At 43.6% G+C, this 23,709-nt stretch carries 26 protein-coding genes; 15 read left to right on the top strand and 11 right to left on the bottom strand.

Annotated features, from left to right (window positions below; genetic code table 11):
• Positions 1-12: 12 nt before the first annotated feature.
• The 9 genes from sctD to ACJJI8_RS17995 all read left to right on the top strand — a co-directional run bounded on the left by sctD (position 13) and on the right by ACJJI8_RS17995 (position 7,687).
• Positions 13-1,422: a type III secretion system inner membrane ring subunit SctD gene (sctD, locus tag ACJJI8_RS18035; protein WP_444933238.1), complete on the top strand. Its 1,410-nt coding sequence runs from the start codon at positions 13-15 to the stop codon at positions 1,420-1,422.
• 283 nt (positions 1,423-1,705) lie between these two features.
• The gene (locus ACJJI8_RS18030) at positions 1,706-1,954 is read left to right on the top strand and encodes an EscF/YscF/HrpA family type III secretion system needle major subunit (protein WP_226648311.1); all 249 of its coding nucleotides are present in this window, start codon (positions 1,706-1,708) and stop codon (positions 1,952-1,954) included.
• Positions 1,955-1,962: 8 nt separating this feature from the next.
• Entirely contained in the window at positions 1,963-2,328 is a 366-nt protein-coding gene (locus ACJJI8_RS18025; protein ID WP_444933237.1) for a tetratricopeptide repeat protein, read from the top strand.
• A 12-nt stretch (positions 2,329-2,340) separates the two neighbouring features.
• Positions 2,341-2,664: a type III secretion system inner rod subunit SctI gene (gene sctI / locus ACJJI8_RS18020; protein WP_444933236.1), complete on the top strand. Its 324-nt coding sequence runs from the start codon at positions 2,341-2,343 to the stop codon at positions 2,662-2,664.
• Positions 2,664-3,266, top strand: a complete 603-nt coding sequence (gene sctJ, locus ACJJI8_RS18015) for a type III secretion system inner membrane ring lipoprotein SctJ (protein WP_444913821.1) — start codon at positions 2,664-2,666, stop codon at positions 3,264-3,266. The genes sctI and sctJ overlap by 1 nt, the downstream gene beginning before the upstream one ends.
• A gap of 12 nt (positions 3,267-3,278) precedes the next feature.
• Positions 3,279-4,010 (top strand): SctK family type III secretion system sorting platform protein, encoded by a 732-nt coding sequence (locus tag ACJJI8_RS18010; RefSeq protein ID WP_444933235.1) that lies wholly within the window; start codon positions 3,279-3,281, stop codon positions 4,008-4,010.
• Positions 3,989-4,609, top strand: a complete 621-nt coding sequence (sctL, locus tag ACJJI8_RS18005) for a type III secretion system stator protein SctL (protein WP_444933234.1) — start codon at positions 3,989-3,991, stop codon at positions 4,607-4,609. The genes ACJJI8_RS18010 and sctL overlap by 22 nt, the downstream gene beginning before the upstream one ends.
• Positions 4,610-4,891: 282 nt before the next feature.
• Positions 4,892-5,371 carry a CesT family type III secretion system chaperone gene (locus ACJJI8_RS18000; RefSeq protein WP_444933233.1) on the top strand — a complete coding sequence of 160 codons (480 nt, stop codon included), beginning with the start codon at positions 4,892-4,894 and terminating at the stop codon, positions 5,369-5,371.
• A 165-nt stretch (positions 5,372-5,536) separates the two neighbouring features.
• Positions 5,537-7,687 carry a hypothetical protein gene (locus ACJJI8_RS17995; RefSeq protein ID WP_444933232.1) on the top strand — a complete coding sequence of 717 codons (2,151 nt, stop codon included), beginning with the start codon at positions 5,537-5,539 and terminating at the stop codon, positions 7,685-7,687.
• Between the two features lie 150 nt (positions 7,688-7,837).
• On the opposite strand, the gene ACJJI8_RS17990 is transcribed toward ACJJI8_RS17995, so the two are convergent.
• The 5 genes from ACJJI8_RS17990 to ACJJI8_RS17970 form a co-directional block, all read right to left on the bottom strand.
• The gene (locus tag ACJJI8_RS17990) at positions 7,838-9,091 is read right to left on the bottom strand and encodes a tyrosine-type recombinase/integrase (RefSeq protein WP_444933231.1); all 1,254 of its coding nucleotides are present in this window, start codon (positions 9,089-9,091) and stop codon (positions 7,838-7,840) included.
• Between the two features lie 324 nt (positions 9,092-9,415).
• Complete coding sequence (locus tag ACJJI8_RS17985) at positions 9,416-9,817, bottom strand: hypothetical protein (RefSeq protein WP_444908249.1); 402 nt, start codon at positions 9,815-9,817, stop codon at positions 9,416-9,418.
• A gap of 54 nt (positions 9,818-9,871) precedes the next feature.
• Positions 9,872-10,270 (bottom strand): hypothetical protein, encoded by a 399-nt coding sequence (locus ACJJI8_RS17980; RefSeq protein WP_444908250.1) that lies wholly within the window; start codon positions 10,268-10,270, stop codon positions 9,872-9,874.
• 96 nt (positions 10,271-10,366) lie between these two features.
• On the bottom strand, positions 10,367-10,795 hold the full coding sequence (locus tag ACJJI8_RS17975) for a hypothetical protein (protein WP_444908251.1): 429 nt from the start codon (positions 10,793-10,795) through the stop codon (positions 10,367-10,369).
• Between the two features lie 206 nt (positions 10,796-11,001).
• Positions 11,002-12,411: a S41 family peptidase gene (locus ACJJI8_RS17970; protein WP_444908252.1), complete on the bottom strand. Its 1,410-nt coding sequence runs from the start codon at positions 12,409-12,411 to the stop codon at positions 11,002-11,004.
• 290 nt (positions 12,412-12,701) lie between these two features.
• Between ACJJI8_RS17970 and ACJJI8_RS17965 the strand changes: the two genes are divergently transcribed.
• Positions 12,702-13,595 carry an enoyl-CoA hydratase/isomerase family protein gene (locus ACJJI8_RS17965; RefSeq protein ID WP_444908253.1) on the top strand — a complete coding sequence of 298 codons (894 nt, stop codon included), beginning with the start codon at positions 12,702-12,704 and terminating at the stop codon, positions 13,593-13,595.
• Between the two features lie 238 nt (positions 13,596-13,833).
• On the opposite strand, the gene ACJJI8_RS17960 is transcribed toward ACJJI8_RS17965, so the two are convergent.
• Positions 13,834-14,400 (bottom strand): carboxymuconolactone decarboxylase family protein, encoded by a 567-nt coding sequence (locus ACJJI8_RS17960; protein ID WP_444933230.1) that lies wholly within the window; start codon positions 14,398-14,400, stop codon positions 13,834-13,836.
• A gap of 108 nt (positions 14,401-14,508) precedes the next feature.
• Positions 14,509-15,171, bottom strand: coding sequence for a peroxiredoxin-like family protein (locus tag ACJJI8_RS17955; RefSeq protein WP_444933229.1), 663 nt, complete (start codon positions 15,169-15,171; stop codon positions 14,509-14,511).
• Between the two features lie 202 nt (positions 15,172-15,373).
• Here ACJJI8_RS17955 and ACJJI8_RS17950 point away from each other — a divergent pair, with 202 nt between their 5' ends.
• Positions 15,374-16,267: a LysR family transcriptional regulator gene (locus ACJJI8_RS17950; RefSeq protein ID WP_444886208.1), complete on the top strand. Its 894-nt coding sequence runs from the start codon at positions 15,374-15,376 to the stop codon at positions 16,265-16,267.
• Between the two features lie 117 nt (positions 16,268-16,384).
• Here the strand turns inward: ACJJI8_RS17950 and ACJJI8_RS17945 are convergent, their stop codons facing one another.
• Positions 16,385-17,281, bottom strand: coding sequence for a TlpA family protein disulfide reductase (locus tag ACJJI8_RS17945; RefSeq protein WP_444933228.1), 897 nt, complete (start codon positions 17,279-17,281; stop codon positions 16,385-16,387).
• Positions 17,282-17,604: 323 nt separating this feature from the next.
• On the opposite strand from ACJJI8_RS17945, the gene ACJJI8_RS17940 reads away from it, so the two are divergent.
• From ACJJI8_RS17940 to ACJJI8_RS17925, 4 genes are all read left to right on the top strand, one after another.
• A complete protein-coding gene (locus ACJJI8_RS17940) occupies positions 17,605-18,150 on the top strand; it encodes a serine hydrolase (protein WP_444933227.1) in 546 nt (181 codons plus the stop codon).
• Positions 18,132-19,025, top strand: coding sequence for a serine hydrolase domain-containing protein (locus ACJJI8_RS17935; protein ID WP_444933226.1), 894 nt, complete (start codon positions 18,132-18,134; stop codon positions 19,023-19,025). Before ACJJI8_RS17940 ends, ACJJI8_RS17935 begins: the two co-directional genes overlap by 19 nt.
• Before the next feature lie 600 nt (positions 19,026-19,625).
• Complete coding sequence (locus ACJJI8_RS17930) at positions 19,626-20,615, top strand: hypothetical protein (RefSeq protein ID WP_444933225.1); 990 nt, start codon at positions 19,626-19,628, stop codon at positions 20,613-20,615.
• A 523-nt stretch (positions 20,616-21,138) separates the two neighbouring features.
• Positions 21,139-21,546, top strand: coding sequence for a DUF427 domain-containing protein (locus ACJJI8_RS17925; RefSeq protein WP_444933224.1), 408 nt, complete (start codon positions 21,139-21,141; stop codon positions 21,544-21,546).
• Positions 21,547-21,622: 76 nt separating this feature from the next.
• On the opposite strand, the gene ACJJI8_RS17920 is transcribed toward ACJJI8_RS17925, so the two are convergent.
• The 3 genes from ACJJI8_RS17920 to ACJJI8_RS17910 form a co-directional block, all read right to left on the bottom strand.
• Positions 21,623-22,174: a dihydrofolate reductase family protein gene (locus ACJJI8_RS17920; RefSeq protein WP_444933223.1), complete on the bottom strand. Its 552-nt coding sequence runs from the start codon at positions 22,172-22,174 to the stop codon at positions 21,623-21,625.
• Between the two features lie 164 nt (positions 22,175-22,338).
• The gene (locus ACJJI8_RS17915; protein ID WP_444933222.1) at positions 22,339-22,821 is read right to left on the bottom strand and encodes a VOC family protein; all 483 of its coding nucleotides are present in this window, start codon (positions 22,819-22,821) and stop codon (positions 22,339-22,341) included.
• A 230-nt stretch (positions 22,822-23,051) separates the two neighbouring features.
• Positions 23,052-23,702: a dihydrofolate reductase family protein gene (locus ACJJI8_RS17910; protein ID WP_444917180.1), complete on the bottom strand. Its 651-nt coding sequence runs from the start codon at positions 23,700-23,702 to the stop codon at positions 23,052-23,054.
• Between the last annotated feature and the right edge of the window lie 7 nt (positions 23,703-23,709).

Below are 23,709 nucleotides of genomic sequence, written 5' to 3'. Positions count from 1 at the left end.
TGGCGCAGTATAATGAATCGGTGGAAGCTAAGATTTTTAAATAGCGAGCATTATGGTGCTGAAGTACCGCTTCATGAAAATATGGTGGTGGGTAGTGATGAAGAACTCTCAGATTTGGTTGTTAAACCTAATCTGGCAACCGATCAGTTTGTTATCCTTAAGCCCGATGACACCGGTGTAAAATTAGAAGTTTGCGAAGCTACTATATCGGTTTTAATTGATGAAAATATATTTTCTCTCGATGATTATCTGCCAGAACAGAAGGTTATCTTTGCTGGTGATTTGTGCTTTGCCGTGAGAGCTGAGTCAGATGATTGGGAAGAAAAGATCTTAACGTTTAAAGTTGATGGTTCCGAAACTCTAAGCCCCACATCGGAGATTAAGAATTTAGCCAAAGAGGCATCTAAGATTTCTGGAAGGAAATTGTTGGCTCAAGTGGCTATCGGTGTAGGCCTAATATCCTTTGGGGCTTATTATTTTGTTGGCCAGAAAAGGGTCGACTCTAATGTGATGTCTGCAGATTTTTTCGTGGGACAAGCGGACGAAGGTAGAGACATAGCTGTGGCGAGTCCACACTTTGGACCTATATCTGAGGAAAGTAGGAAGTTATCTGAGCTCCTCTTACTAAGTGAGTACAAGGAACTTTCGATTAAAGGTAATATTAAATCTGGAAATTTATTGGTTTCGGGATATGTAAAAGATGATATCCTTTTAGCAAGGCTACATTCTCAGCTTGAGCAGATTTCTTCAGCAATATCCATGGATGTTTTTAGTATCGAAAAGATGCAACATTCAGCACGTTTGATACTTTCGAATTTGGGGCTGGCTGCAGAAGATATTAAACAAGGGAGTAAACCTGGACACTTGATAGCAATAACCGATGGAGATTTCGCAAAATCTTGGGAGCAAGCCGAGAAAGTACTGCTCTCAGATATCCCAGGATTGAAAAATTGGGAAGCTATTTCAATTCGGGAATCTCAGCCTCTCGAACGTATTAAGAAACTACTTTCAAGTTACCCGTTTTCTGCTTCATTAATTTATGAAGATAAAGGTGATGAGATAAAAATTGTTGGCAGGCTGAACTCAGAGGAAAGGCGACTGCTTGAAACTGTCATGTCTGACTTTCGCGCAAGAGTGGGTGAAAGTCCTAGGCTGGCATATGTTAGTCCTGGAACCCAGAAGCAATCAAGAACACTATCAGACTTTGGAATTTCTGCCGTTCGTTCGGGTTCCACACCTTATTTAGTGTATAAAAATGGTAAGCGGTATTTGGTAGGAGCCAGGCTACCTAATGGGGTTAACTTACAATCTTTTTCCGAAGGCCAGGTTACATTGATCCGCGGTCAAAGATCCTATACGTTAAGTTATGAAGATTATATGACAAAAAGTCCAAGTGCTGAATATAGCTTTTTAACAAATTGATCTGGTTTTAATGATGATAGATTCAGATATATATAGACACAGATATGCAAATGCACCCAGTAGCTGTATTTTGGATTATTTAAATGATCAGCATTGTTATTGGGAGAACCAATTAAGATTACCCCAAGCACCAGCTGATTTTCAATCTGTACGAAGTCGACTAACTGCAATAGAAAGTGCCCAGATTATTGTGAAAAGGCTGGGTATCGAGTATTTGGCGCAGTAGAAAATTAATAGTAACGCTATAATTTATAGTAAATCGTAATTAAATGAGGAAGTTATAATGGCTTATACACCAATCGATACCAGTTTCTCTATCGAATCTGCTTCAGCTGTGTTGTCTCCAGCCGCCAGTCAGGTAAGCACAGAAATGAATACGCAATCGGCAACTTTAGCCGCAAATCCCGATGATCCGGCAGCATTGGCGAATTTCAATGCATCTGTGGCAAAGTGGTCAGTCGTTATGAACGTTGTGTCCACTATCAATAAAGTCGTCAAAGATGCATCTATGTCGATAGTTCAAAAAATGTGAAAAAAGAAATGGAACTGAATAAAGCGCTGGCTGAGATCGCAATTAGTGGTCTCTTGGAAGGCATGATTGACGAAGCTGAAAGCATTATTAAAATGTTGGAGGCGGAGTCCGTCAGTGATATTTCCAAGCTGAGCTTGCGTTCATTATTGTTTATTTACAGTGATAATATTAAGTCAGCGATAGATCTACTTGAGCCTTGGTGTGAAGAGCATAGCGATCAGTTAGATACACCCCATAGTTATCTTGCTCTAGCTTTGTGGCGATCCGGCAGGGTTGAGGAGGCTGAAAAGCTTTGTCGTCGATTGATAGAATCCTCTGCTGATTGCGCAAGCAAAAAATTAGCAAGAGAAATTTGTACACAGATAGGAGAATAATAAGGTATTAATATGGATGCAATTTCTGGTGTTCAGCCCGTCGTATTTGACTCGCCCCTTTCAGATCCGGGTGGATTTTCTCAAAATCATGATGACGTTTTGACCTCTGAGGCCACCCTTGGCGATAAGTTTTTTCAGATTATTTCAGATACTAAGCAGGAAATTGGAGCTAAGACGAATGAAATTGAGTCTGCTCTAAGAGTTGATGAAATCAAGCCTGTCGATTTACTTAGGTTACAGTTTGAGATTGCAGAAATTACTATCCAGCAAGAGCTAATTAGTAAAGGTATCTCAAAAAGCACGCAAAATGTCGATACCTTGCTCAAGGCACAATAATGTTTAATCTGCGAATTTTATTGATTGTTGTATGCGTCTTAGTCTCTGCATGTAAAGTAGACTTATATACCGGCCTGGAAGAGCAAGAGGGTAATGAAATGCTTGCTTTGTTATTGTCTGAGGGAGTGTCAGCCAGTAAGGCCGCGGGCAAGGGGGGGAGCATCACTTTACTAGTTGAGGAGTCTCAGCTTACTCGAGCAGTAGAGTTATTGTCCAGGCACTCATACCCTCGGAAGAAGTACGCAACAATTAATGAAGTTTTTCCTCAGGGGGGGTTGATACAGTCGCCAATGGCGGATAGTGCTCGTTATACATTTGCCATGTCCCAGGATATTGCTTCGACTTTATCGAATATTGATGGTGTCCTTACTGCCAAGGTTCATTTGGTGCTTCCAACTGAGGAAGGGAATAAAAACTCAAAAGCTAGCAATAAAAACACTCTGGTTAAAGCTTCTGTATTCATCAAATATGATAGTAGAGTAGCAATGAAATCTTACATTCCACAGATAAAGGCAATGGTTGCAAATTCTGTAGATCAGCTTGATTATGAAAATGTAGCAGTTGTTATATTTCCTGGTATTTCCAACTATTCCGACATTTAATATTGATATTTGATGGAAACTATAAGTAAGAAAGAATACAAGAAGGAACTACAAGATCCAATATTTTTGATGTGGCTCAGAATGACTTATTGCCCAGTCAAGTGGGTGCATGCGAGTCGCTTGGAAAGCTTGTTTGAAGAAACTCCTGCTGAGCTTCTAAATAGACCATGCGCGCAGATACTGATTAGGCGTCATTTAGGTATAAGTAACCTTGATTGGTCATTTTTTAACGTCCCGCTTACGAAGCTCTTATTTGCTTCGCCAGAGGCTCTGAAACGTATCATGTTGATGATGGGCTATTTGTGTCTTGATATGAAGTTGGATCATATTATTGATCGGGCAACAAGGCATGACTTATTCGCCCGATTATCTCAAAATACTTTACGGAATCTAGAAGATTTATCACCTTTTCTCTTGCGCAGTCGTCCATCGGTTTTTGATCAAGTCAAATCAAAAGTTGACATGCCCAGTATTTCCAGATCGAAATCTGAAGTTTGTATTGAGGTGGGTGAAGTAATTTTTTTCAATACCTTGCTATACATGATATCTCACTTTTATAGACTGCCGGATACCAATTTTTTGGAAAAATGGAAGACTCTTTATAGATTGAGATTTCCAGAACAAGAATCACACGAATTAGTGGATGAGTGGCAGTTGAATCCGTTAATCGATAGTCAAACATGTCTTTTAACAAGCAAGTTAGTGAAACATTTGGAGCCTGAATGCACAGCTTTGTTAAAATAATCCCCGGTTCTATCTGTATTCAAGCGGATCATAGGATTATCAAAAAAGAGGATTATGCGGTATATCAAAAGTCTCAGGATATTCTTGCCCATGCTGAAGCATCTGCTTCTGAGATAATCGCCAATTCAGAGGCGTCAATAAAAGCGGGGTATGATCAAGGTTATAGAGATGGATTTGAGGCGGCGCTTTCTGAGCAAAGCGAAGCAATGTTATTAACGCTTGAGCTTTGTAGGAAGTTTTTGGATTCTCAACAAGATGAGATGCTGCAGCTTGTTAAACTTGTACTTCAGAAAGTTCTTGGGGATCTGGATAATGATACGCAGCTAATTAAGCTTATCGAAAGCTCTGTAGCAGTTTATTATAATGTTGATAGCGCTAAGTTGCTTGTTGCACCTGCCCAGTTTGAGCAAGCAAACCGGAAAATTATTGAACTTTTAAAAGATTATCCAACCCTGACTAACTTCGAAGTAGTTTCAGATGAAAAAATTGCTCTCGGTAGTTGTATCCTTGAAACGCCAATAGGAATACTTAACTTGTCATTGGAATCTCAGCTATCTGTGATTCAGCGCTCACTTGGATGGCATGTAGACTTTATGTAGGCTGTATTCCTAGATTCTTTTTTTAATGTCTGTTTGCAATGCTGGTTTGATGAGTTGGTGTCAATTTTCTGATGCCACTACTATCTTAAGTTGTAGTTCATTAGTTTAAAGTTGAGAGTTAACAGATAGTTAATACTCCGTTTTCGGCCCAAATTAAGGAAAAATTCTATTTCCTCTTGGGCAGAAATATTATGTTCACATAAGTATTAGATACTATATTTAGTGTCGAGATTTCTCTCTATTGAGCGGAGTCGATGTTAATTTTTGTATCTAAAGAGTGGCATGATGCATAGTAATTTCGTTGATTATATATCTGAGCTGGGACGTAGGATAGGTATTAACGATCTTGTGTTAGATGAGAACTTGCAGTGTGGACTTGCTACACCTCACGGCATGCTTATCACCGTTACAGCTGATCAAGATAGTGATATCGTTATTTTTGAAGTCGATATTATGAATTTGGATTCCCCTGGAACAGCACGTGAAAATCATTTGCTTAAAATATGTATGTGGAACTATGTAAATTTTTCTCCGGGTCATCCGGTTCTACTGGTGAATGGAATTACCGAGATTGTAAATTTAGTGGGAATATTTGATTTTTCTAGGGCAGATTACAATAACTTTGAGGCTGAGTTAAGTCGATATATTGACCTTGCAGAAAATTGTCGTAGTGAACTCTTATTGACTGATTCGATGTGTAATTCATCTTTGCAGCAAGATGACTATGCCTTAATCGATAGTGGACTTTTACTGAAGGCTTAAAAATTAAGGTGTCATTTTATGTGCGGTCCCGGGTCTGTATCCAATAAAAATACCAATGAGAGTTCTCGACCTAATAAGGTGTCAGAAAAGCCTGTTCCGTCTAATTTGAGAAACCTAGGTAACAATACAAGTAAAACAAAGTCGACTTTATATCGGTCTGAAAAAGTGGTCAAGACTCTGAAAGAGCACCATGGATCACTGGTTAGACAGCTTAGGCCTGTTGATACTAACGGTTCTTTTTGGGCTGAGCGCGGCAGAGTTAATTCCAAGAGATTGGCGGAAATATTACCGCTATTACCTGGGCGTGGTATTGATTTAAGGGATTATACAATTAGTAGTATAGCTAACGATGGAAAAATAAACTCTCAAGAGGTTCGGGCAAATACCCCGCGCCGCACTAAGATTTCGAAGCTTCGCAATCGTGTTTTAAAATGCTTTACTGTATTTAAACCAGATACTTTAAAGAATGCTGCTAAAACTGGTCAGAATATGATGCGCGCGAGTAAAGTTTCAGGGTCAAAGAATGAGGTTGAAGGTAAAGTTGAAGATCAGATTGATACTACTCTTAATGAAAAGGTAGTGCCCTCAGGCTTTGATAGCGCGACTACAAGTGTGGGGGTTGTTGAATATCTTGCCGGCATAGGAAGTTGTATTAAACTACTAATGAATAATGCCTCTGAGAAGGAAAGAAAGTCCAAATCAGTTCTGGTTCTTGATAGATCGGTTAAGCGAGCAAATGCCTTATTAAATCGAAAGCTGGAATTGCTTAAAGAGCTGGACGCGTATGAGCAGGTGCCCCAGCAATATCAGTTAATTAAAAAACAATTGGACGGCTTGGATGAAAAGATAAAGGATATTTCTCTAAGGATAATATCGCTTAAAAATAGTATCGATAACTCCGATGTGGAACTTGGAGGAAGTACAGAAGAGACTATTGCTCGGGTAAAAATATTTAGGTATTGCTGCAGTATTATCGGCGCCGCCCTATCTGTTGCTGCAAAACTCACGCCTGAGGGTAGTGCTGTTATGGTTGCTGCTTCCGCGTTTGGGGTATCCGGAGGGGCACAGACACTAGCGGGTGTTCTAGATGCAATTTCTTTGAAATCTGCTTTTAAATCTTCCATGCGTTCTGAGCGTCTGAATTCAAGTTTAACCAGTAAGATACGTAACCTTAATAATGGATTGAAGGAAGAACGCCAAGCTATTTCTGTTAAAAAGAAGGCACTGGAGGCTGCTGTGAAGCGGCTTTCGAAGGATGACTCGAGTACTGAAAAGGCCATTTATCAGCTATTGAGTGGCCGTATTGTTACAGAATCCTCTAGTCAGGTGATTGATAATTTATTAAGTGACCCGGATTTCGATACCGTGAAAAATCTATTTAATGATTTGATGTGTTTTTTCACAGCAATGGGGCGCAAGCAGGAACAGATTGAACTGCTGCAGGCAATTCTTAGAAAACAGCCTGGTTTTACCAGTAATCTTTTAAAGCCCTATTCGAAAGTAATGACTACTGCTGGATATATGTCAGGTGCGGTTGCAGGCTCTGCCTCTCTCGCAATGGTTTTAGGGGCCGGTGGAGCCGTTGGTGTTGTAGCCGTTGCTTCACCTGTTGGTCTTGTGTTTGCGGCAACTGGCGCAGCGGCTGCTTTGGGTATAACAGGATTAAATTCTTCCATTCAATTTGTGGACAATAGAAGAGTGTCCGCTGTTATCAATAATTTTGTGGGTAAAGGCAGAAAGATCAAGCAGAAGTTAAAAGCAAGGGTGCCAGAGAAGTCACAGACTCAAAATTTTGTACGGGGCTCGCAGAGTACTTCTAATTCGGGAGAGGTATCTCGTTCTTCGAAAGGTGAGGTTCTGGAAAACGCTGCTGAAGAAGTAGTCGCAGATAAAGAGGCAAGACTTATTCAGAGTGACTATGGTTTGGCCCATCAGGACTTATTTAGCTCGATAACTGAGTCAAACATGTTACCAAAGGTAATATCGGCTTCACCTAGGGGTGTTTTAGATAGAGTTTTTGATCAGCTATGCTTAGAGTTTAGTGATATTCTCGATGACGATAAATATCTACCGGATATCGGTATTCCAAATAATCGATTGGCAGCTATTAGGATTAACAATCCAATTAAACAGCATGAAGACTATGAGGAAATTTGGCAAAAATCTTTGACGGTAAAACTCTTGAAAGAGGTATTGAGCCCCATAATGAAAAATGACACCTTCGAGCAGGCGATTGAAGGTGTTCTAGAGGCAGCTCGAGTGTGCCAGGTCGATGTGGCAAAGGGTATTTTGGCGAAGCTTATCAATGTCAAATGATTTTGAATAGTTTATGTAGAACCTGAAATATTCTCTTGAATATCGGACCAATAAAACCGTACAGGTAAAAAATACCGATTAACCCCGAAGCGGTCAAGCACCTTATAAAATGCTTTTCGCTGCTAAATAAATAAGGGTAGGGCGGCAGTATTACCGCTCTTCCTTTACCCGCTTACTCCGCCCGCTCTCATGTCGCTCTCGCATATCGGAATCAATGTAGCGATCGGTCGTAGCCATACTTGCATGGCCCGCATCATCACGGACATGCTCGCGGGGGCGGTACTTCACATCTTCAGAAATACCCGTATGGCGGAGCCAGTGCACAGTGGCAGCCTTAAGATCTTCAGCATCTTCCCCTAAGCCTTCTTCAACCATCCGTTGGTGGGCAGCATCAAAGCAGTTTTGAACAATCAGGCGAACCTGTCGGGTACTGGTAACCGGTCCCTTGCCACGGGACTTGTGCACCAGAGGTGTCTGCTCATTAATGCTGGGCAGAGCAGGGAGCTGCAAATAATTTCTGTAGCGCTTCAAGGCCTTCAACATTTGGTCGCAAACAGTGATCGCCCGGCCTTTGTTACCTTTACCCGTAACGTGAAACCACCAGTTTCCGTCGCGATCTTTCTTGAAATCACCCATAACTGGTGCCGATCTTTCATCCGCAACCAATTCAGAGATTCGCAAATACATAGCGAATAGGGCGTTCATAATGAATAAAGTTCGCTCGTGATCTGTTGGTGATGTCTCGGCCATGATCTCAGCAGTCTCCAGGACATAGTCCCACTGCAAGTTGCTGATTCGGCGCACAACCTGGCTTTGTTGCTCACGTCGAACAAACTTACTTTTCTGGCGAATCAGTGCCACAGGGTTGGCTGGAACCAAGCCTTCTTGATAGAGAAAATCGAAGAAGGATGACAATGCAGTAAAGATGCATTTGATCGCTGCCTGGGATGGCCGGAACTCCTTGGGAGAAGCCGTCTTGCCAGCACGAAACTCAACTTTGGACACACTGACTACGAATGGCCGCCAATCGGCATTCACAACACGCTCGCCATTCTGTGTTTTGAATCTGGCAACATTCTTAGTTCCGATCCAGGCAATTGGCGGCTCAATGCAAAACTGCACAAACTCCTCAATGTGTTCGCGCTTCAGAGTCATTATTGAAACTTCTTCAATGCGCCACGCCCATTGCAGCAAGCGCTCAAGTTCACGGCGGTAGCTGTTAAACGTTGCCTGGCTGCCGTTATAGCTGTAAAGAAACTTAAGCGTGAACTCCAGATCGGTATCAGCACCAGGAAGCTGCTTGCTAAGATAACGGCTAGCTGAAAAGCTGGTACAGCGGAATGGATTCTCAAGGTTGCTCAGGTTGTCAATGATTGGTGCTGGTGGCCGGTTGGTAGCAGACATAGAAATATGGAGTTGTTGTTGGAATGCGGCAAATTATACGGAAAAACGGGCATTTATAAAATATCCGATATTCACAAATATCGGAAATAATGGGGCTCCTGGTGGAGCCTAGGTTTGAATTTTTTGGACGTCCAACTAATGAGCCTGTAGCCACAGGATTATTAACGTTCAGGTATTAGAATTAAAATTATAGGCTGTCGTACTATCTACGCTGACTGTATTACCAACGGCCCTACTCCAACGGTAACTGGGTCACCATTTTCATCAAAATAGGTTCCTGGCACTGGAGAAAAATTACCGTTCGGCCCCTTTTGTGCAAGAGAATTACCTATTGATCACCTTAGCTGAGCCAACATATACAACTGAGCAAAAAAACAACGCTAGAGTAAACCCTACCAAAAAGATTGTAATTCCATAAAGTAAACCGCTGCTACCGCCATATTCTGACATCGAGTTAGTAACCAAGCCCGACCATAAAAGGAGCACCCCAAAAATTAAAGAGGTAATAATTGATATAGCTATACCTTTTCCTCGTGATCGAACAATTACAACCGAGGCAGTGAAAGACAATAAAATGACCGCCAGTGATCTAATTAATATGTAGATAACATCTAAATGCCCACTTTCATCAATATAACCAGTGCCGGCTTGAGAAAAGCCAAACCATGAGACCATTGCCAAATTTAGGGTAATTAGAGTCCAACGGAAACCTAATTTGTAATTCATTGTTATTATCCTAGCCGATCGGTTAAAATTTGTGCGGCGAAGAGCTTTAGTTGATCAAGGTTGTGATAACTTATTGATTAATAACGGACTTTTATGAATACTGATTAAGTGCTTTACTTGGCAGTCCACTTTTTCTTGGCGGTTTTTTTTCCGATATTCACGTGTCCCCTTGCTGTGGGAATGCCTGGTTGCTGCCATGACACTCTCCGTTTGTTTTGGGTCCTGGTTAACCAGGTCGGTGTTTATGCTCGCGAGGTACTGCCGGTGCGGCTGAACTTCGTTAGCAAATATCGTTAGCTGCAAATCAGACATGGCTGGATTATCTACCAAAATTCCAGCTCCTGCACATCCGTCACAAACTCTCCATTGTTGATCAATGCCTGTCCCTGCGCACGTACTACAAAGCCTCACAGAACCTGGACCATCATCAACTTTGGTCTTGATTTGAATCATTTCGGTCTTGCCGACTTTAGAGGAAGCTTCTTTGGAGGAGGCAAAATATAATAACAGAGTATATCTGGCGTGTGAGGCTTACAAGAAAATGTCAAACTAAAGGGGCCACTCTTTCAGCATATCACTAGTAATATACTGGTCAGGCTCATACTTACTTAGAAATCTTTTGAAATCCATCCCAAGCTTTCCCGGCGAGGATTTGGACATCGAATCTAAGTCTTTCAGTACAAAGCCTACCTTCACAGCCCCCTCGATATTAGCTTGGTACTTAGTCAACACTGCATTCCAGAGGAAGGAAATAGGACGAGCCCATTCTCTCAAATTGCCGCTATGAGATAAAGGTACAAACTTCCCGCTAGAGTCAAGTATCCAACCATCTTTTGCTTTTGATCGCCGATTCTCCAGAGTGACAAATGTCTGCTCGTCCAAAAAACGAGCCCCTAATGCTTTGAAGCTACTCTTTGTGTGCACTGTAATTTTTCCATTTAAAAAGCACACTACAGGAAATGTAATAACCGAATCCATTTATTATCCTCGATTACTCGCCCTTTCCAGCTTTAAGGCTTGCCCCAAATGGTAACGCATACACCATCAAATTTTCGCTCCTCTCGGTAGATAAGTGGCCCTCTGCAATGCACACTTAAATTCAAATGAGCCACTTTGCACTTGAGTCACATGTGTTTGGGTGGGTTGTGCCCACCCTATTTCGTTATGAATTATCTGACACGGGGTTACAGTCGATTGTCCTCTAGGTACTTTAGCGCAACACTTAATGCTTCATCAGGCTCTGTATTGATGTGGGGTTGAATTTTATATACTGGTTCGCCGCGTATCGAGGCTGACTGCCCTATTGGCAGCGCAATTGTCGTACCGTTTGTAAATTCAAATGTATAATTTGTAGACATTAGACCTGCTGTCTCTGATCCTATCAGAATAGTATTTTCTCGATCTAAAAAAGTTTGGGCGAGCATCTCTGGCGCACTACCAGTATCATCACTTATCAGTACAATTACTCTTGCTTTTGAGAGTGGATGATGAGCAGTAGAATTATCTTTCCGTGATAGAGATCTTTCCATTGACGTCCTATTACCGGCCTCAACACTACCGTCTTTCAACCAGAAAAATTCTTCCGATCCGTCAACCAATTGGCTTGAGTAGAGCTGCTGATCTGAGAAAAACTGTCTGGTGAGATAAAATAGCGGGACCAGATTGCCCCCTGGTTGATCGCGCAAATCAATAATCCAATTCTGTACCCCGTTTTCACTATATTTCTCGATTAGTGCGCCTGTGCGGGTAAATTCCGCCTGTCGAGCTGTTTCAGAACCAAACTTCTTGGGGAGAGAAATTAAGGCAGTTTTATTGCCAACTAAACTTAATTCACTCTTCAGTTGTCTTGTTTCTCCATACGCGGAGGTATCTGCCCGATTATAGATTGTAAGATGTTTATGATTGAGTTTTGAAAATAATGCAGTGAGAGCCGCATCTGCTTGATCATCGTTTTGAATTCCCATAAAAACGTCGTCTGCAAATTGTTCGAACTCTGTAATATCGATCGTGTCGCGCAAAATGTAGTGATCTTTGATTAGTGAAAGCGCATATTCTTTGAGTTTGTCGTAAGACTTGTTCGATTCAGCCTCAGTTTTATCTTGTAATAATTGCACATCTCCCAGCCACACTTCTCCAGATGAAAACATAAGATAACCGACTATTGCATTTGTCGCTTTACTAAGGCGTGGGATGCTCACGGAAACTGTGCGCCAATCGTGAGTTCCACTAACTGGATCATTTCTCATTTCGTATAGATAAAGGGGTGATCCATTGCCTTCAACCTTAACGATAAAGTGGCCAGTTTTAGTGACTTCATTCGCCTTGATTTTGAATTTTAATTCTGTTGGCCCCTTATGGAAAATTGATGGATCAATATCAAGAGTCATAAATAGTTGGCTGTCAGCTTGAGCTACTATATGCGCCAAAGCCCCTTCTGATGTTGAAACAATATTGCGAGTAGCGTTGTTAGTCTGAAATTTCCATTCCTCAGAAATTTGTAAGGTCTTCGAGTCTGATACAGATGTTGAAAGAGCATTTTGTGATAGAGCCAAAAAAGTCAAAACTGCAGTATTAATTATTGTTTTAAAGTGCATGGTCGCCGCCTTTCCTGTCGCATCCTCAAGTAAAGTTAAATTGATGCTAAAGTTTTAAGAAATGGATATTAGAATAGGTGTGTAACCATCTAATCATTGCAGGATGAAAAGTACAAGATTTTATTGCGGTAGCAAATAAATTTTTATTACCTGAAAAAGGTTCATTCGTACTAACTTATTGCGGTATATATTGATCCATTCTTAATCGGCACCTGGATTAAATTCTTATTTGATGTATCAGGGTGGATTTTAAATATTACTTCGACACCACATGATAAAGGTCTTATGACATGGAATATCATCATATTAAATACGAGCAAATTGGCCCTGTAGCCATCGTTACTTTTAACCGTCCAGAGGTTAAGAACTGTATTGGTACTCGCGCTCACCGCGAGCTGGTGGATGCATTCGATCGCTTTCGTACCGATGACGGAGCTAAAGTTGCGGTAATCACCGGCGCTGGCGATTCTGCATTTTGTGCAGGGGGTGATTTGAAAAGCAATCTTGCTGCAACTGAACCCACCAATCACCCGGATCCTGACGTGGCTGTTTTATGTCCTGTAGAGCCCGCTGATATTGCCCGGCATAACCGAGGAGAAGCTCCAGGTATTATAGGTCCATCCCGCTGGACCGATATTTATAAGCCTATCATTGCGGCTGTGAACGGAATTGCTTATGCGGGTGGCTTTGAGTGGGCATGTTTTGCCGATATGCGGATTGTAGAAGAGCAGGCATCCTTTGGAATGACTTGTCGTCGTTGGAATATCGGCCTAGCCGATGGTGGTACTCAGCGTTTGCCGCGTATTGTTGGTATGGGGCGAGCGCTGGAGTTAATCATCACGGGAAAAGTTATCAATGCTGAAGAAGCTTATCGCATTGGGTTGGCCAACGAAGTGGTGCCAAAGGGAACCGCATTAGACCGTGCCATTGAGTTAGCACAGTATATCTCTACCCTTCCCCAGCCAGCGATTCACTCTGATAAAGAAGCTGCCATCCGTGGTTATGGAAAGGATCTTGATGAAGGTCTACGAATTGAGGCTGAGTGCTTTAACCGATTATTCAGCGACTCTGAATCCAGAGCAGAGCTATCCGAAGGCTTGAGGCGCTTTAACGAGCGCGATCATCCTGACCGAGTACGGGGACAAGCCAAAACACCCGGCATTGTTCGTAGCGAAATGGAGTAATTGCGATAAGCCAAAAGAAGGCTGTATTTAAGAGAATATATTGTTTAGGGCTTAGATACCACGAATATATCTCGGACAATGTAGTAGAGGCCCATAGTGGCTATATGGGCCTCATTACTTTGGTGAATCAGTGGGGTTCTTATCGTCACTTTTATGATTTGGACAGGCGCCCTCTTCCCAAGGCCCACTCTTTATTAGACGCATGAATCGGATACATGTTTTTTATTTGCCTTTACGCTCAATCATTCGAATCCATATCCTTACTCCAAGCCATCGGCAAAAATGCATCATCGAGACTGACATTCAGATTGTGGGTAGAGTAATTCGAGAGTACTTTTAGACTGGTTCCAACTATCACCTCTAGAACTGTCTCTTTCGTATAACCTGCTGCAAGAAACGCCTCAACCTCCTCTTCTGTGGCCCATCCACGTTTCTCATTGATAATGACACTGAATGCTCGGAGCGCTTCGAGTTTAGGGTCATCGAGTGTTTTACCGCTACGCAGCGCCTTGATTACATTTTCATCTACACCGGCCATTTTGCAAACTGCGGTATGCGCAGCCATGCAGTAGGTGCAACCGTTTAGGCGGCTGTTTGTCATCAGGATTATCTCTCGCTCCGTTTCGCCCAAGCGAGATTTATCGAATAATCCCATAAGTGTTAGGTAGCTCTCCACCATTACAGGTGATTCGGCCATGGTTGCCATTAGATTGGGTACAAATCCCATTTTCTTTTTAGCGGCTTCTAGAGTGGGCTTAGAGGCTTCTGGTGCTGTTTTAATTGTGTAACGTGTAAAATTGACCATGAGTCTTACCATATAAGTTGGGTTTTACGGTGCTCGATATCGATTTACATTGAGTGCTTCCACCTCTTTGGCGCTAGTCAGCGCTAAAGAGGTGGAGGTGTTTACATACTATGCAGTTGTAGACTGACTCAGCTTTTCAAGTACGGGAAATAAGTCGCTGGGTTCGGGGCGACGTGTATAGTCAGGATTCACCTCCGCATATGCGATTGTTCCATCGGTATCTATGACATATCTTGCAGGCATAGGTAAGTTCCACGCGCCGTCACGATGGATGGTCGGGAGTTCGACTTTGAAAACCTTGTGGAACTCAATTACATAAGGTTGTAATGTCCAGCGGATACCAAACTCTTCAGCAAGCTTTCCACTTTGATCAGTCAGAATTGGGAAGCTTAGCTTGTTATCCCTCTGAGATTTGCGGCTTTCAGCGGGCCCTTGCATAGAGATAGCAACCAGGGTTGCGCCACGCGCTTTGATCTCTGCAGCAACTTCTTCTAACGCTTGCAGCTCAATATTGCAGTAAGGGCACCACACGCCTCGATAGAACGTTAGAATAACGGGCCCTTTGGCTAGGAGTTCTTCCAGGACAAGGTCGTTACCTTCTGAATCTGGCAATGTAAAGTATGGGACTTTCTCCCCTACTTTAATCGAACGTTTGACTTGGCCACTAGCAGCCAATTCCTTGGATGATCTGGCAAAGGCTTCAAATGCTCCTTCCGGGGCCTGTTGTTTAAATACTTCTTTGAAAGCATCTAGTTTGTCTTGAAGAGACATAACCTATTCCTCTAATGGTTTAAAGTTTGGAAGCGCGAGCTTTGGGTAAGCCTTCGATGGACCAAGAGGCGACGTACTTAACTCTCCAATTGGCCTCTATGCAGGTACTTACGCCAAACCACTATTGGGAAGGTTAGTTACTTTGATTTGTGCTATAAACATGCTATTTTGAAACTCATTGTATCCATTAGTGACACAATCTGTGTTTCAACAAGCCCATTTGAACGAAATAGTCGTATTTATTGCCGTAGCCGAACACGGAAGCTTTACAAAGGCGGCGGCATCATTGAACTCAACCAAATCAGGCGCTGGTAAGGCAGTTAAGAAGCTTGAGGAGGAGTTGGGTCTTAAGCTATTCAACAGAACCACACGAAGTATCAGGCTGACAGAAGAAGGCAAAATATTTCTGGATGCCGCAAAACATGCGTTAGAAACAATCAATGAGGCCAGGCTTTTGCTGCATGCCAGGAAGGATGAGCCTGCCGGACGATTGCGTATCAATTTGCCAATAGGCATAGGCCGAAATATTGTCAGTGCTTTAAAGGGATTCACGCAGTTGCATCCCAAGGTTACGGTCGAGGTCTCTCTTTCAGATAGCCTGGAGGACGCTATTAAAGGTGAATGGGATGTCGTTGTTAGAATTGGCGAACTCGAGGATAGTTCTTTTATCGCAAAAACATTATGCGGATCTAGACGTATTTTGTGTGCTTCGCCTGAATACCTTTCCCAGAAAGGTAAACCTAAGAATTTGGAGGAGCTGAGAGAGCATGATGCTCTTGTTTTCAGAGCGCCTACAGGAAAAGTAAGAGCCTGGTCATTTCGAGAAAATGATGACTCAATTACTGAATTCTCCCCTTCCCCGCTGGCAATTTTTAGAGATGGACGAACACTGATAGATGCAGTAGTCGCTGGTATGGGTATTGCTCAGGTATATGATACTGCTCTTGGTTCTTCTATTCAGACCGGCGAAGTTATTGAGTTGTTTCCTGAGAAAGTAGTACCCGGTCCACCGGTTAGTGCACTGATTCCCAGTGGTAGAGCGATGCCTGCGAAAACGAGAGTTTTTATCGATTTTCTACAAAGCGTGCTGGATTAGGATTTGGGTGTCAGGTGAAATCGCAGAATAATTTCACCAAGAGAACCCCCTCTCTAGTTCTAGAAAGGGGGAGATTGGTTGACGAAAACCTTCTGCTTGCTAAGTTTAGGCCTTTCGCTAAGCAATGCTTTTAAAGGTTGGTTTGTCCTTTTCTAGCTGTGGTGCTGAGTCAGCAAAAACATGCAGGAAAGTCGTAGGATTTGGGCGTCTGCGATAATTGTCGGTCTCATCCCCGAATAGAACTTTGCCACCTTCATCCAGTGCTATCACCGTGGCCATAACGGTATCCTTAGGGTATCCAGGCATTCCTGCAGGTGAACCGCCAATATCTTCGATGCCTAGAGCTTTAGCACCCATTAGGTTGTCATCTTGAAGAATTTCAAAATGACCAGGCAGATCAAGCTTGTCGGCTAACTTCCTTGAGTTGTCGTAGCCTTGGTTAGAGATAAACTTTACCTTCACATCATATTGATTAAGTGTCTCAGCATACTTCTTCACTTCTTTTAACTGGTTCACACAGAATGGACACCAGTTGGCTCTAAAGAACACTAATAGTATTTTAGATTCGTCAAAAGAGGTGGAAGATACACCTGATTTATCTAATCGATTAAAGTTCATTTCAGGCAGTTTTTGGCCTTTTGATATAGCTTTACTCTTTTTACGGTTGTAGACGGAGAATGACCAGATATACCAGTGAAGGGATACGAAGCCCAGGGCAGCAGCTGCAATAGGAATGTACTGAGGCAAGGACATTGGAGCCTGGTTCGAATAAGTTGAATAAGCAACCAGTGCAACTCCTATAAAGTTAACGGCTTGAATAACTGGTAATCTTTCTGACGTTCTTGAAATGCTGAACACATTTGTTAAGACCATCAAGAAAAATGGTAAAGGCAGGGTCGCTAAAAGTGCGCCGACCCAAACCGGATCGCCACCAGATATATAGATCATGATGCCGGACCCTACTCCGCCAAGCATGTTTAATAGAATCATTGGTAAAATAAGTTTTGCTTTCATTTCAAGCTCCTGAAGCGTTGGGTTAATGTCCAAAACTTTCGATCTATCCTAGTACATGCTGTTGACTTAATAATCTACTCAAATAGAGCAACAGTGTGTCGAAAATCGATACAATTGAGTTACCTCGATAGATCTCTTGATTGTGCTGAATACCTTGGGCGTAATCTCTCCGAAGCTCTGGTTGCCCCTCATAAGGCTCTATTTACCCTAAATGAGTTTAACTAAACCCATAGTCAGCGTATCCGCATCAGAACTTTTGACTCTTTTCGATAGTCAAACTTGATTAGCCAATTGTAAAGATTCTTGGATAGGTACTAGTCGCCATGGAACGACGTGATTTCACAAAATTATTTCTTGGAGCTACCTCTGTATTTGCTGTCCCTCAACCACTCATCGCTTTAGATGCTTTATCAAGTCACCCAGTGAATGATGATGAGTTTCAACGTCTGATTCGCCATCGTATTCTTAAGCAACACGCAGCACATGCAGCAGTTGCAGGTACCCTAAATTCTTCTGGTCGTCGAATCATTACTGTTCGAGAGCCTGAAGCCAAGGATACTTATCAACTAGGGGGCGATACGATTTTTGAAATTGCGTCGTTAACTAAGATATTTACGGCCTTGCTATTGGCTGTTGAAGTTGTACATAAGAGAGTGAAACTCGATGATCCTCTCCAGGATTACGTACCAGCCGGTGTAAAAGCTCCAACTTTTGAAGGGCAACAAATCACTCTCGCCGACCTGGCTACTCATGCTGCTTCTCTTCCTCTAAGACCAAATAATCTTGCTGCATTGGCGCCCGATGCGCCCAATAGTACGCTGGTTATTCCTTTGAGCAGCTCTATGGTGGCTTGCCAAGTTATCATCTGAAAGCTACCCCGGGTACTCAATTCAGCTATTCAAACCTGGCTTTTGGGCTCTTAGGTCAAGGACTTGCTTTGAAAGAAGGCCGCTCTTTTGCAACGATACTGCGAGAGCGTGTGACGGGACCTTTAGGGCTAAGTGATACCACTTTAGAGGATGATCCCAAGAAGTCTGCTCGGCGAGCTCAAGGCCATGACTTTTATCTCAGTCCGATCGGCCCAACAAGCGATGGAGTGCTCTCACCGGCTGGCGGTTTACGATCTACAGCCAGCGACCTCCTCACACTTCTCGACTTGTTTATCAACGGTCGAGGTCCTAAGGATTTGGTTGCCGCATCGCGGTTAATGCTGTCAATTGATAGGCCGGGAGGCAGTGATATCACTCGTATGGCCCTGGGTTGGCGCAGGACAACCACCAATGGAGAGACTTATTATTGGTCCAATGGCAGCAGTGATGGATCGCGTACATTTATGGGCTTTAACCCAGCGCGGGGAGCAGGTGTTGTTGCCTTGGCAGATACTGCCAGCGGTGAAGGGCTGGATGATATTGGCCATCACTTCTTGAACCCCGAGCAGACGGTATCTACCAAGATTGTCCCTGTCCCAGACTTCATCACTTTACCAGAGGAGGTGCTTTTGAGAGGTGTCGGGCGCTATGGGCACGGAACAGATGATATTGTCGAAATCAGCCGTGGCTATACAGGTCTTATAGTTTCAGCGGAATATGGAGAGTTCGTAATTCGACCGCAATCGTCCACAATCTATGCATCGAAGATGGTCCCAGGGTTGACTATTGAGTTTGAGGAGGGCGATATGAGCCCTGCCCGCTCGTTTATTCTTCGTCAAGGTGGAAAAGCTTATTCCTATAAACGACTGCCCTAGCTTGAATGGTCGGCTAGTTACTACTGGGGTGGAAGGAAAGAATACACCGCACGCGAGACCCGCTGAGAATACATCCCTGTAAGCTCCTAATCGGCATCGATGCCTCATAGGGTCCCATGCGCGATGTATTTTTCCCTTCTCCCTTTTTAGTAAGTGCAGCCTAGGGAAATATTGGAAGAAACAGTTTTAACTTATTGATTAATTGAGATTTTTTATGTCAGTCAGGTCATTGCTGCAAATTGATTTATCAATACCACATCTTAATTGGGCTGGATTTGGCCGGGTTTCGTAGTGGCCGACGCTAAGTAATTACTAGCCGAGTTAAAAATCAGCAAAAATCAGTTAAAGTGACTCAAAGTACTGCGAACTACCTCAATCCCTCCACAATATTAATCTATGAGTAATCTCCAGAAGAATTATTGCAAGATACTTGAATCCGAGGTGGATTGTTAAGAAGTGCTATTCCTGAATGATTTCAAGAATATTAATGTACAGTCGTGCTAAGTAATATTATATATTCTATTTTGCTCTGGTTTGGCATCAGAGCAAAAACAGTGGATTCCATCGCTGAAAGTAGCAGGAAAAGGCAGGAGAATAATTATGACAAAAATAGTGAGCCGCAGTATCAACCGGGAAGTGAGTTTTACTGTGTTGGTAGAGGATAATTCGCCGATACTTTTTCAAACGAAGGTCAAAAAATCACTCGAAAACTGGCTGGATGAAGCACAGACTATCTTAAAACGAGCGATAGATATGTGCACTGTAGCGATTACATACCCTGATAAGGTTCCTGATAAGTTTAAAAATTTAGTCTCCTACTACTTCGGCCTTCCTATGGATTGCCCGCCACAAAGATATTCAAATTGCGTAAATGCGATACTTCAAAAACTCAGTAAAACCCAGATAGGCTTGAGTGGTGATGTGGAGTGTGCGGATGTAAAAATGATGCCCACCTTGTGCAAGGTTCAATGCTCTACCATATCGACGATAGGATATCCATTTGGTATTGAGGACCCTTCGAAAAATGCGGCCGGGTTTGTGTTTGTGCCCTTTACGGAAAGTTGGGGCAGATCAATTTCAAACTTCTGTAAGTTGTCATGGGCTGGTGGAGGGCAACTTAAGGGGGGGAGCTTTATGGAGCCCAATCAAAACCCTATCTGCTTGAGTTTTAGTAAAATTTGGGAGAAAGGTGAGGTATTCTGCATTGTTACTCTGATTCATGAAGGAACACATAAATATGCGCAAACCGTGGATCATAAATATTTCGATGATGAAGGCATCGCGGATAAATTGGATAAAGCTATTAGTGAAGGTGGCGCTATATGGATGAAGTTCCATCAGGACAGTGGTAAAACCCATGAACAAGCATTCAAGCTTGTTGTACAGCAGGCATTCAATCAGTTACGCGGACAAGATGCAGCGGCAACTCTTATGGCAGAGCTCACTGAGGTGAAAGCGGTGGAAAATGCGGACTCAGTGGCATGGTTTGCGTATGACGTAGCACAATTACCCTCTGAGCAGGAAGTTGGGAGAATTGTTACCGGGATGGTAGGTAAACGAAAAGTGCACCCAAGCCTACTTAATCATTAGAGGAAAACCCAGGGGGCAGTCTAATTAATTGAGACGATTACGTTTCCTGCAATTTGGGGTCCTATCCCGAAATCAGAGAACTGTCCCCAGGGCCCAAGGATTTCTATGTTTGGGGTGTAGATGCTCGGGCAAATGCGTGAGTGGTGAAGGATTGGTTGATATTGGTCACCACTTCCCGTACGCCGATCACACGGTACCAATTTACACTGTTACTACCTCGGATTTTATCGATGGAATTGGAGAGGTACTTTAGGGAGTAAGCTAACGCGTGTGAAGCAGGTGATACCATCGAAATCAGTCGTGACCATGCCAACCCTATTGTTTCAACGGGATCTGGAAAGTTCGTAATTCGGCGGCAATCGTCCACAATTTATGCATCGAAGGTCGTATCAGCGCTAACTATTGAGTCCAAGTGAGGGGACATGAAGGCTCGCTGTTCGCTTAGTCTTATAAGTGTGTATCTCTATATGGATAAATACGGCCCGCTTATCGCTTCAGGCTAATACCTTGAAAGGAAAGATCAATGCCCTATCCAGAAGTTACGATGTCTAGTGACACAATCCACAACCCGAAAGAACCCCGACACCTTATGCGCGCCAAGATTGTGCCTAGGACAGTGCGTGTGCGTCGTGGTGGCAAGGTGATTGCCGAGAGTAGTAATGCTTTGAGAGTTACAGAACTCGCAAAAGATATGCTCGACCCCGTATTCTATTTCCCAAGAGAAGATGTTCTTGCTCCCCTCTTCCTTATAGAGGGAAAGACAAGCTATTGCCCACTGAAAGGCGATGCCAGCTACTTCTCAATCGATGATAGCGGAGAAGCTATTGCATGGGCCTATGAAGCTGCTTTTGACTTTGCCGGGGTGATCAACGGGCGTATTGCCTTTTATCCAGATCAAGTGGCAATCGAAGAGGTTGGAACTTCATCATGACCCTCTTCCCATAGACTCTTTTAGGTTAATGATACAAACCATGCCTAGAAGCTGGCTGCAATAACGCTCCGCCCTTTTATAGACACTTGTAGCGAAGGACTACTCCGCCCGTTTCAAGGGTATCTGCCCGCATCAGCTCAAGATTTTTCTGGATACCGTCAGGTTTGAAGAGAGGTGAGCCAGCTCCTAGTACGATAGGTGCTAGGCATATCCGGTACTCGTCTACTAGACCTTCTCTGAGCAGAGTAGCTACAAGATTCGAACTACCAAATACGAAGATATCCCTCTTCCCGGTCTCTTTTTTCAGCGCGCGAACATGTTCGGCCGCCTCGCCTTTCAGTAGACGAGTATTTGACCAATTGGAGGTTTCTAGCGTGCGAGAGATGACGGCTTTTTCAAGCGAGTTCATCATGTCCGCAATCGCCCCAGTTTCGTTTTGCCAATAATCGGCCATCCCTTTATAGGTGCGACATCCGAATAGCAAGGTGCCGATTTCATCACCCTGTCGAAGAGAGAAGGCTTCTAATTCGTCGCCCCACACTGTTGCGTGATGGTCCAATGACCATGGGGCGGTGCCTTCAAAGCAGCCGTCCAATGACATCACATTCCAAACCACTAACCGTCTCACAATCTGATCCTCATATATTTGTCTCTTGCATTGTCTGTTGGGACTGAGCTTGATGAGGGCAGTGTCACTCAGCTTGTTAGGGCCTTGCGCTAGTAGCTCTGGGCTTCCGAGGCGGTTTGGCCATGCGTAGTTTAAATACTCTTTCGCGATATCTCTCTGTTACTTCAAACCGAATTTGTAGCAGCTTGAATTGTCGCAATATCGATCTTTCTCATGGTCATCATCGCGGTAAAAGCGCGTTTTGCCTTGTTACGGTCGGGGTTCGTTGTAAGATCGAGTAGCAGTTTTGGCGTAATTTGCCACGAATGGCCCCAGCGATCCTTACACCAACCGCAGGCGCTCTCTTGTCCACCGTTATCCACAATCGCATTCCAGTAACGGTCAGTTTCCTCCTGGTTTTCGGTGATAACCATGAAACTAACCGATTCATTCGGAGTTAGATTTGGACCGCCATTCAGACCTATAAACTTGCGCCCGAGGACAGTCAATTCAACGGTTAGCTCACTGCCCTCATGGCCGCCGGGGTAGTCGGCGGCGGCCGCATTAACGCGGTCGACATGGCTGTTAGGAAAAGTTGCTGCATAGAATTCCGCCGCTTTCTTTGCTTCGCCGTAGTCGAACCAAAGACAGGTAACGATTTCTGTCATTTTGATATCTCCCTGGGATTTGAACGGGTCGAATACTTACTCTGCTGAAAGGCTCTGGCATTGATAGTTATGTCGGGACATCTGGTGGGCGTTCCAGATCAGATCTTACTGCCGAACGTATCGGCATAATGTGTGCAGCTTCCCTTGAATACCAAGTCAGTGATGGGCTCCATAACTTTCGAGTTCCTATCTCTGCTTATCTATCCCAAATTGCGCTTAGACTGCCGGCCCTACTCTCGTTGCAGGGAGAAATCTCCAGTCGTGATACTTCCGCCTCGAACATAGGTCACACAAATTACACCGCTATCTGTCGTCATGGCTTGCTGTACATGGAACGCTGTAGGGATCACACCTGAACCGAAAAGACGTTTCCCGTTACCCAGGACCAAAGGAAAAATCAGTAATTTGAACTGATCAATTAGGTCCGCTTTGAGTAGAGTTTGAATAAAGTCAGCACTGCCTGGAACCAACAAATCAGGGCCATTACTAGCCTTGATTACACGAAGCCTCGAGATTGGGTCATCCCCCAGCCACTCGCTGCCTTCCCAGGTAAACTCAGGTTTCGTGCGAGAAGCCACGTATCGTGTTGTACCGTCGATTTTTTTGGCCAGCTGGATTTCACTTTCATCAACACCCTCAGGCGGAGGGTCAGCAGCAACTTTTGGCCAATGCGCAGCGAAAATATTGTGAGTCCGATGGCCAAGTAGTAACTCAAATGGCGCTGCGAACACATTGCCCATGAATTCACCAACACCTTCATCAAAATAGGAAGCTACCCATCCACCAAGCTCAAAGCCCCCTGAAGAGTCCTCTTCCGGGCCGCCAGGGGCCTGCATCACACCATCCAGGCTAATAAACGTGTTTACAATTATTTTCCGCACAAGTTCT

The sequence above is a fragment of the Microbulbifer maximicatervae (SeqCode) genome, assembly GCF_052467695.1.
Note: the sequence above shows the minus strand (reverse complement) of the source record. Positions and strands in the feature narration are given on the sequence as shown.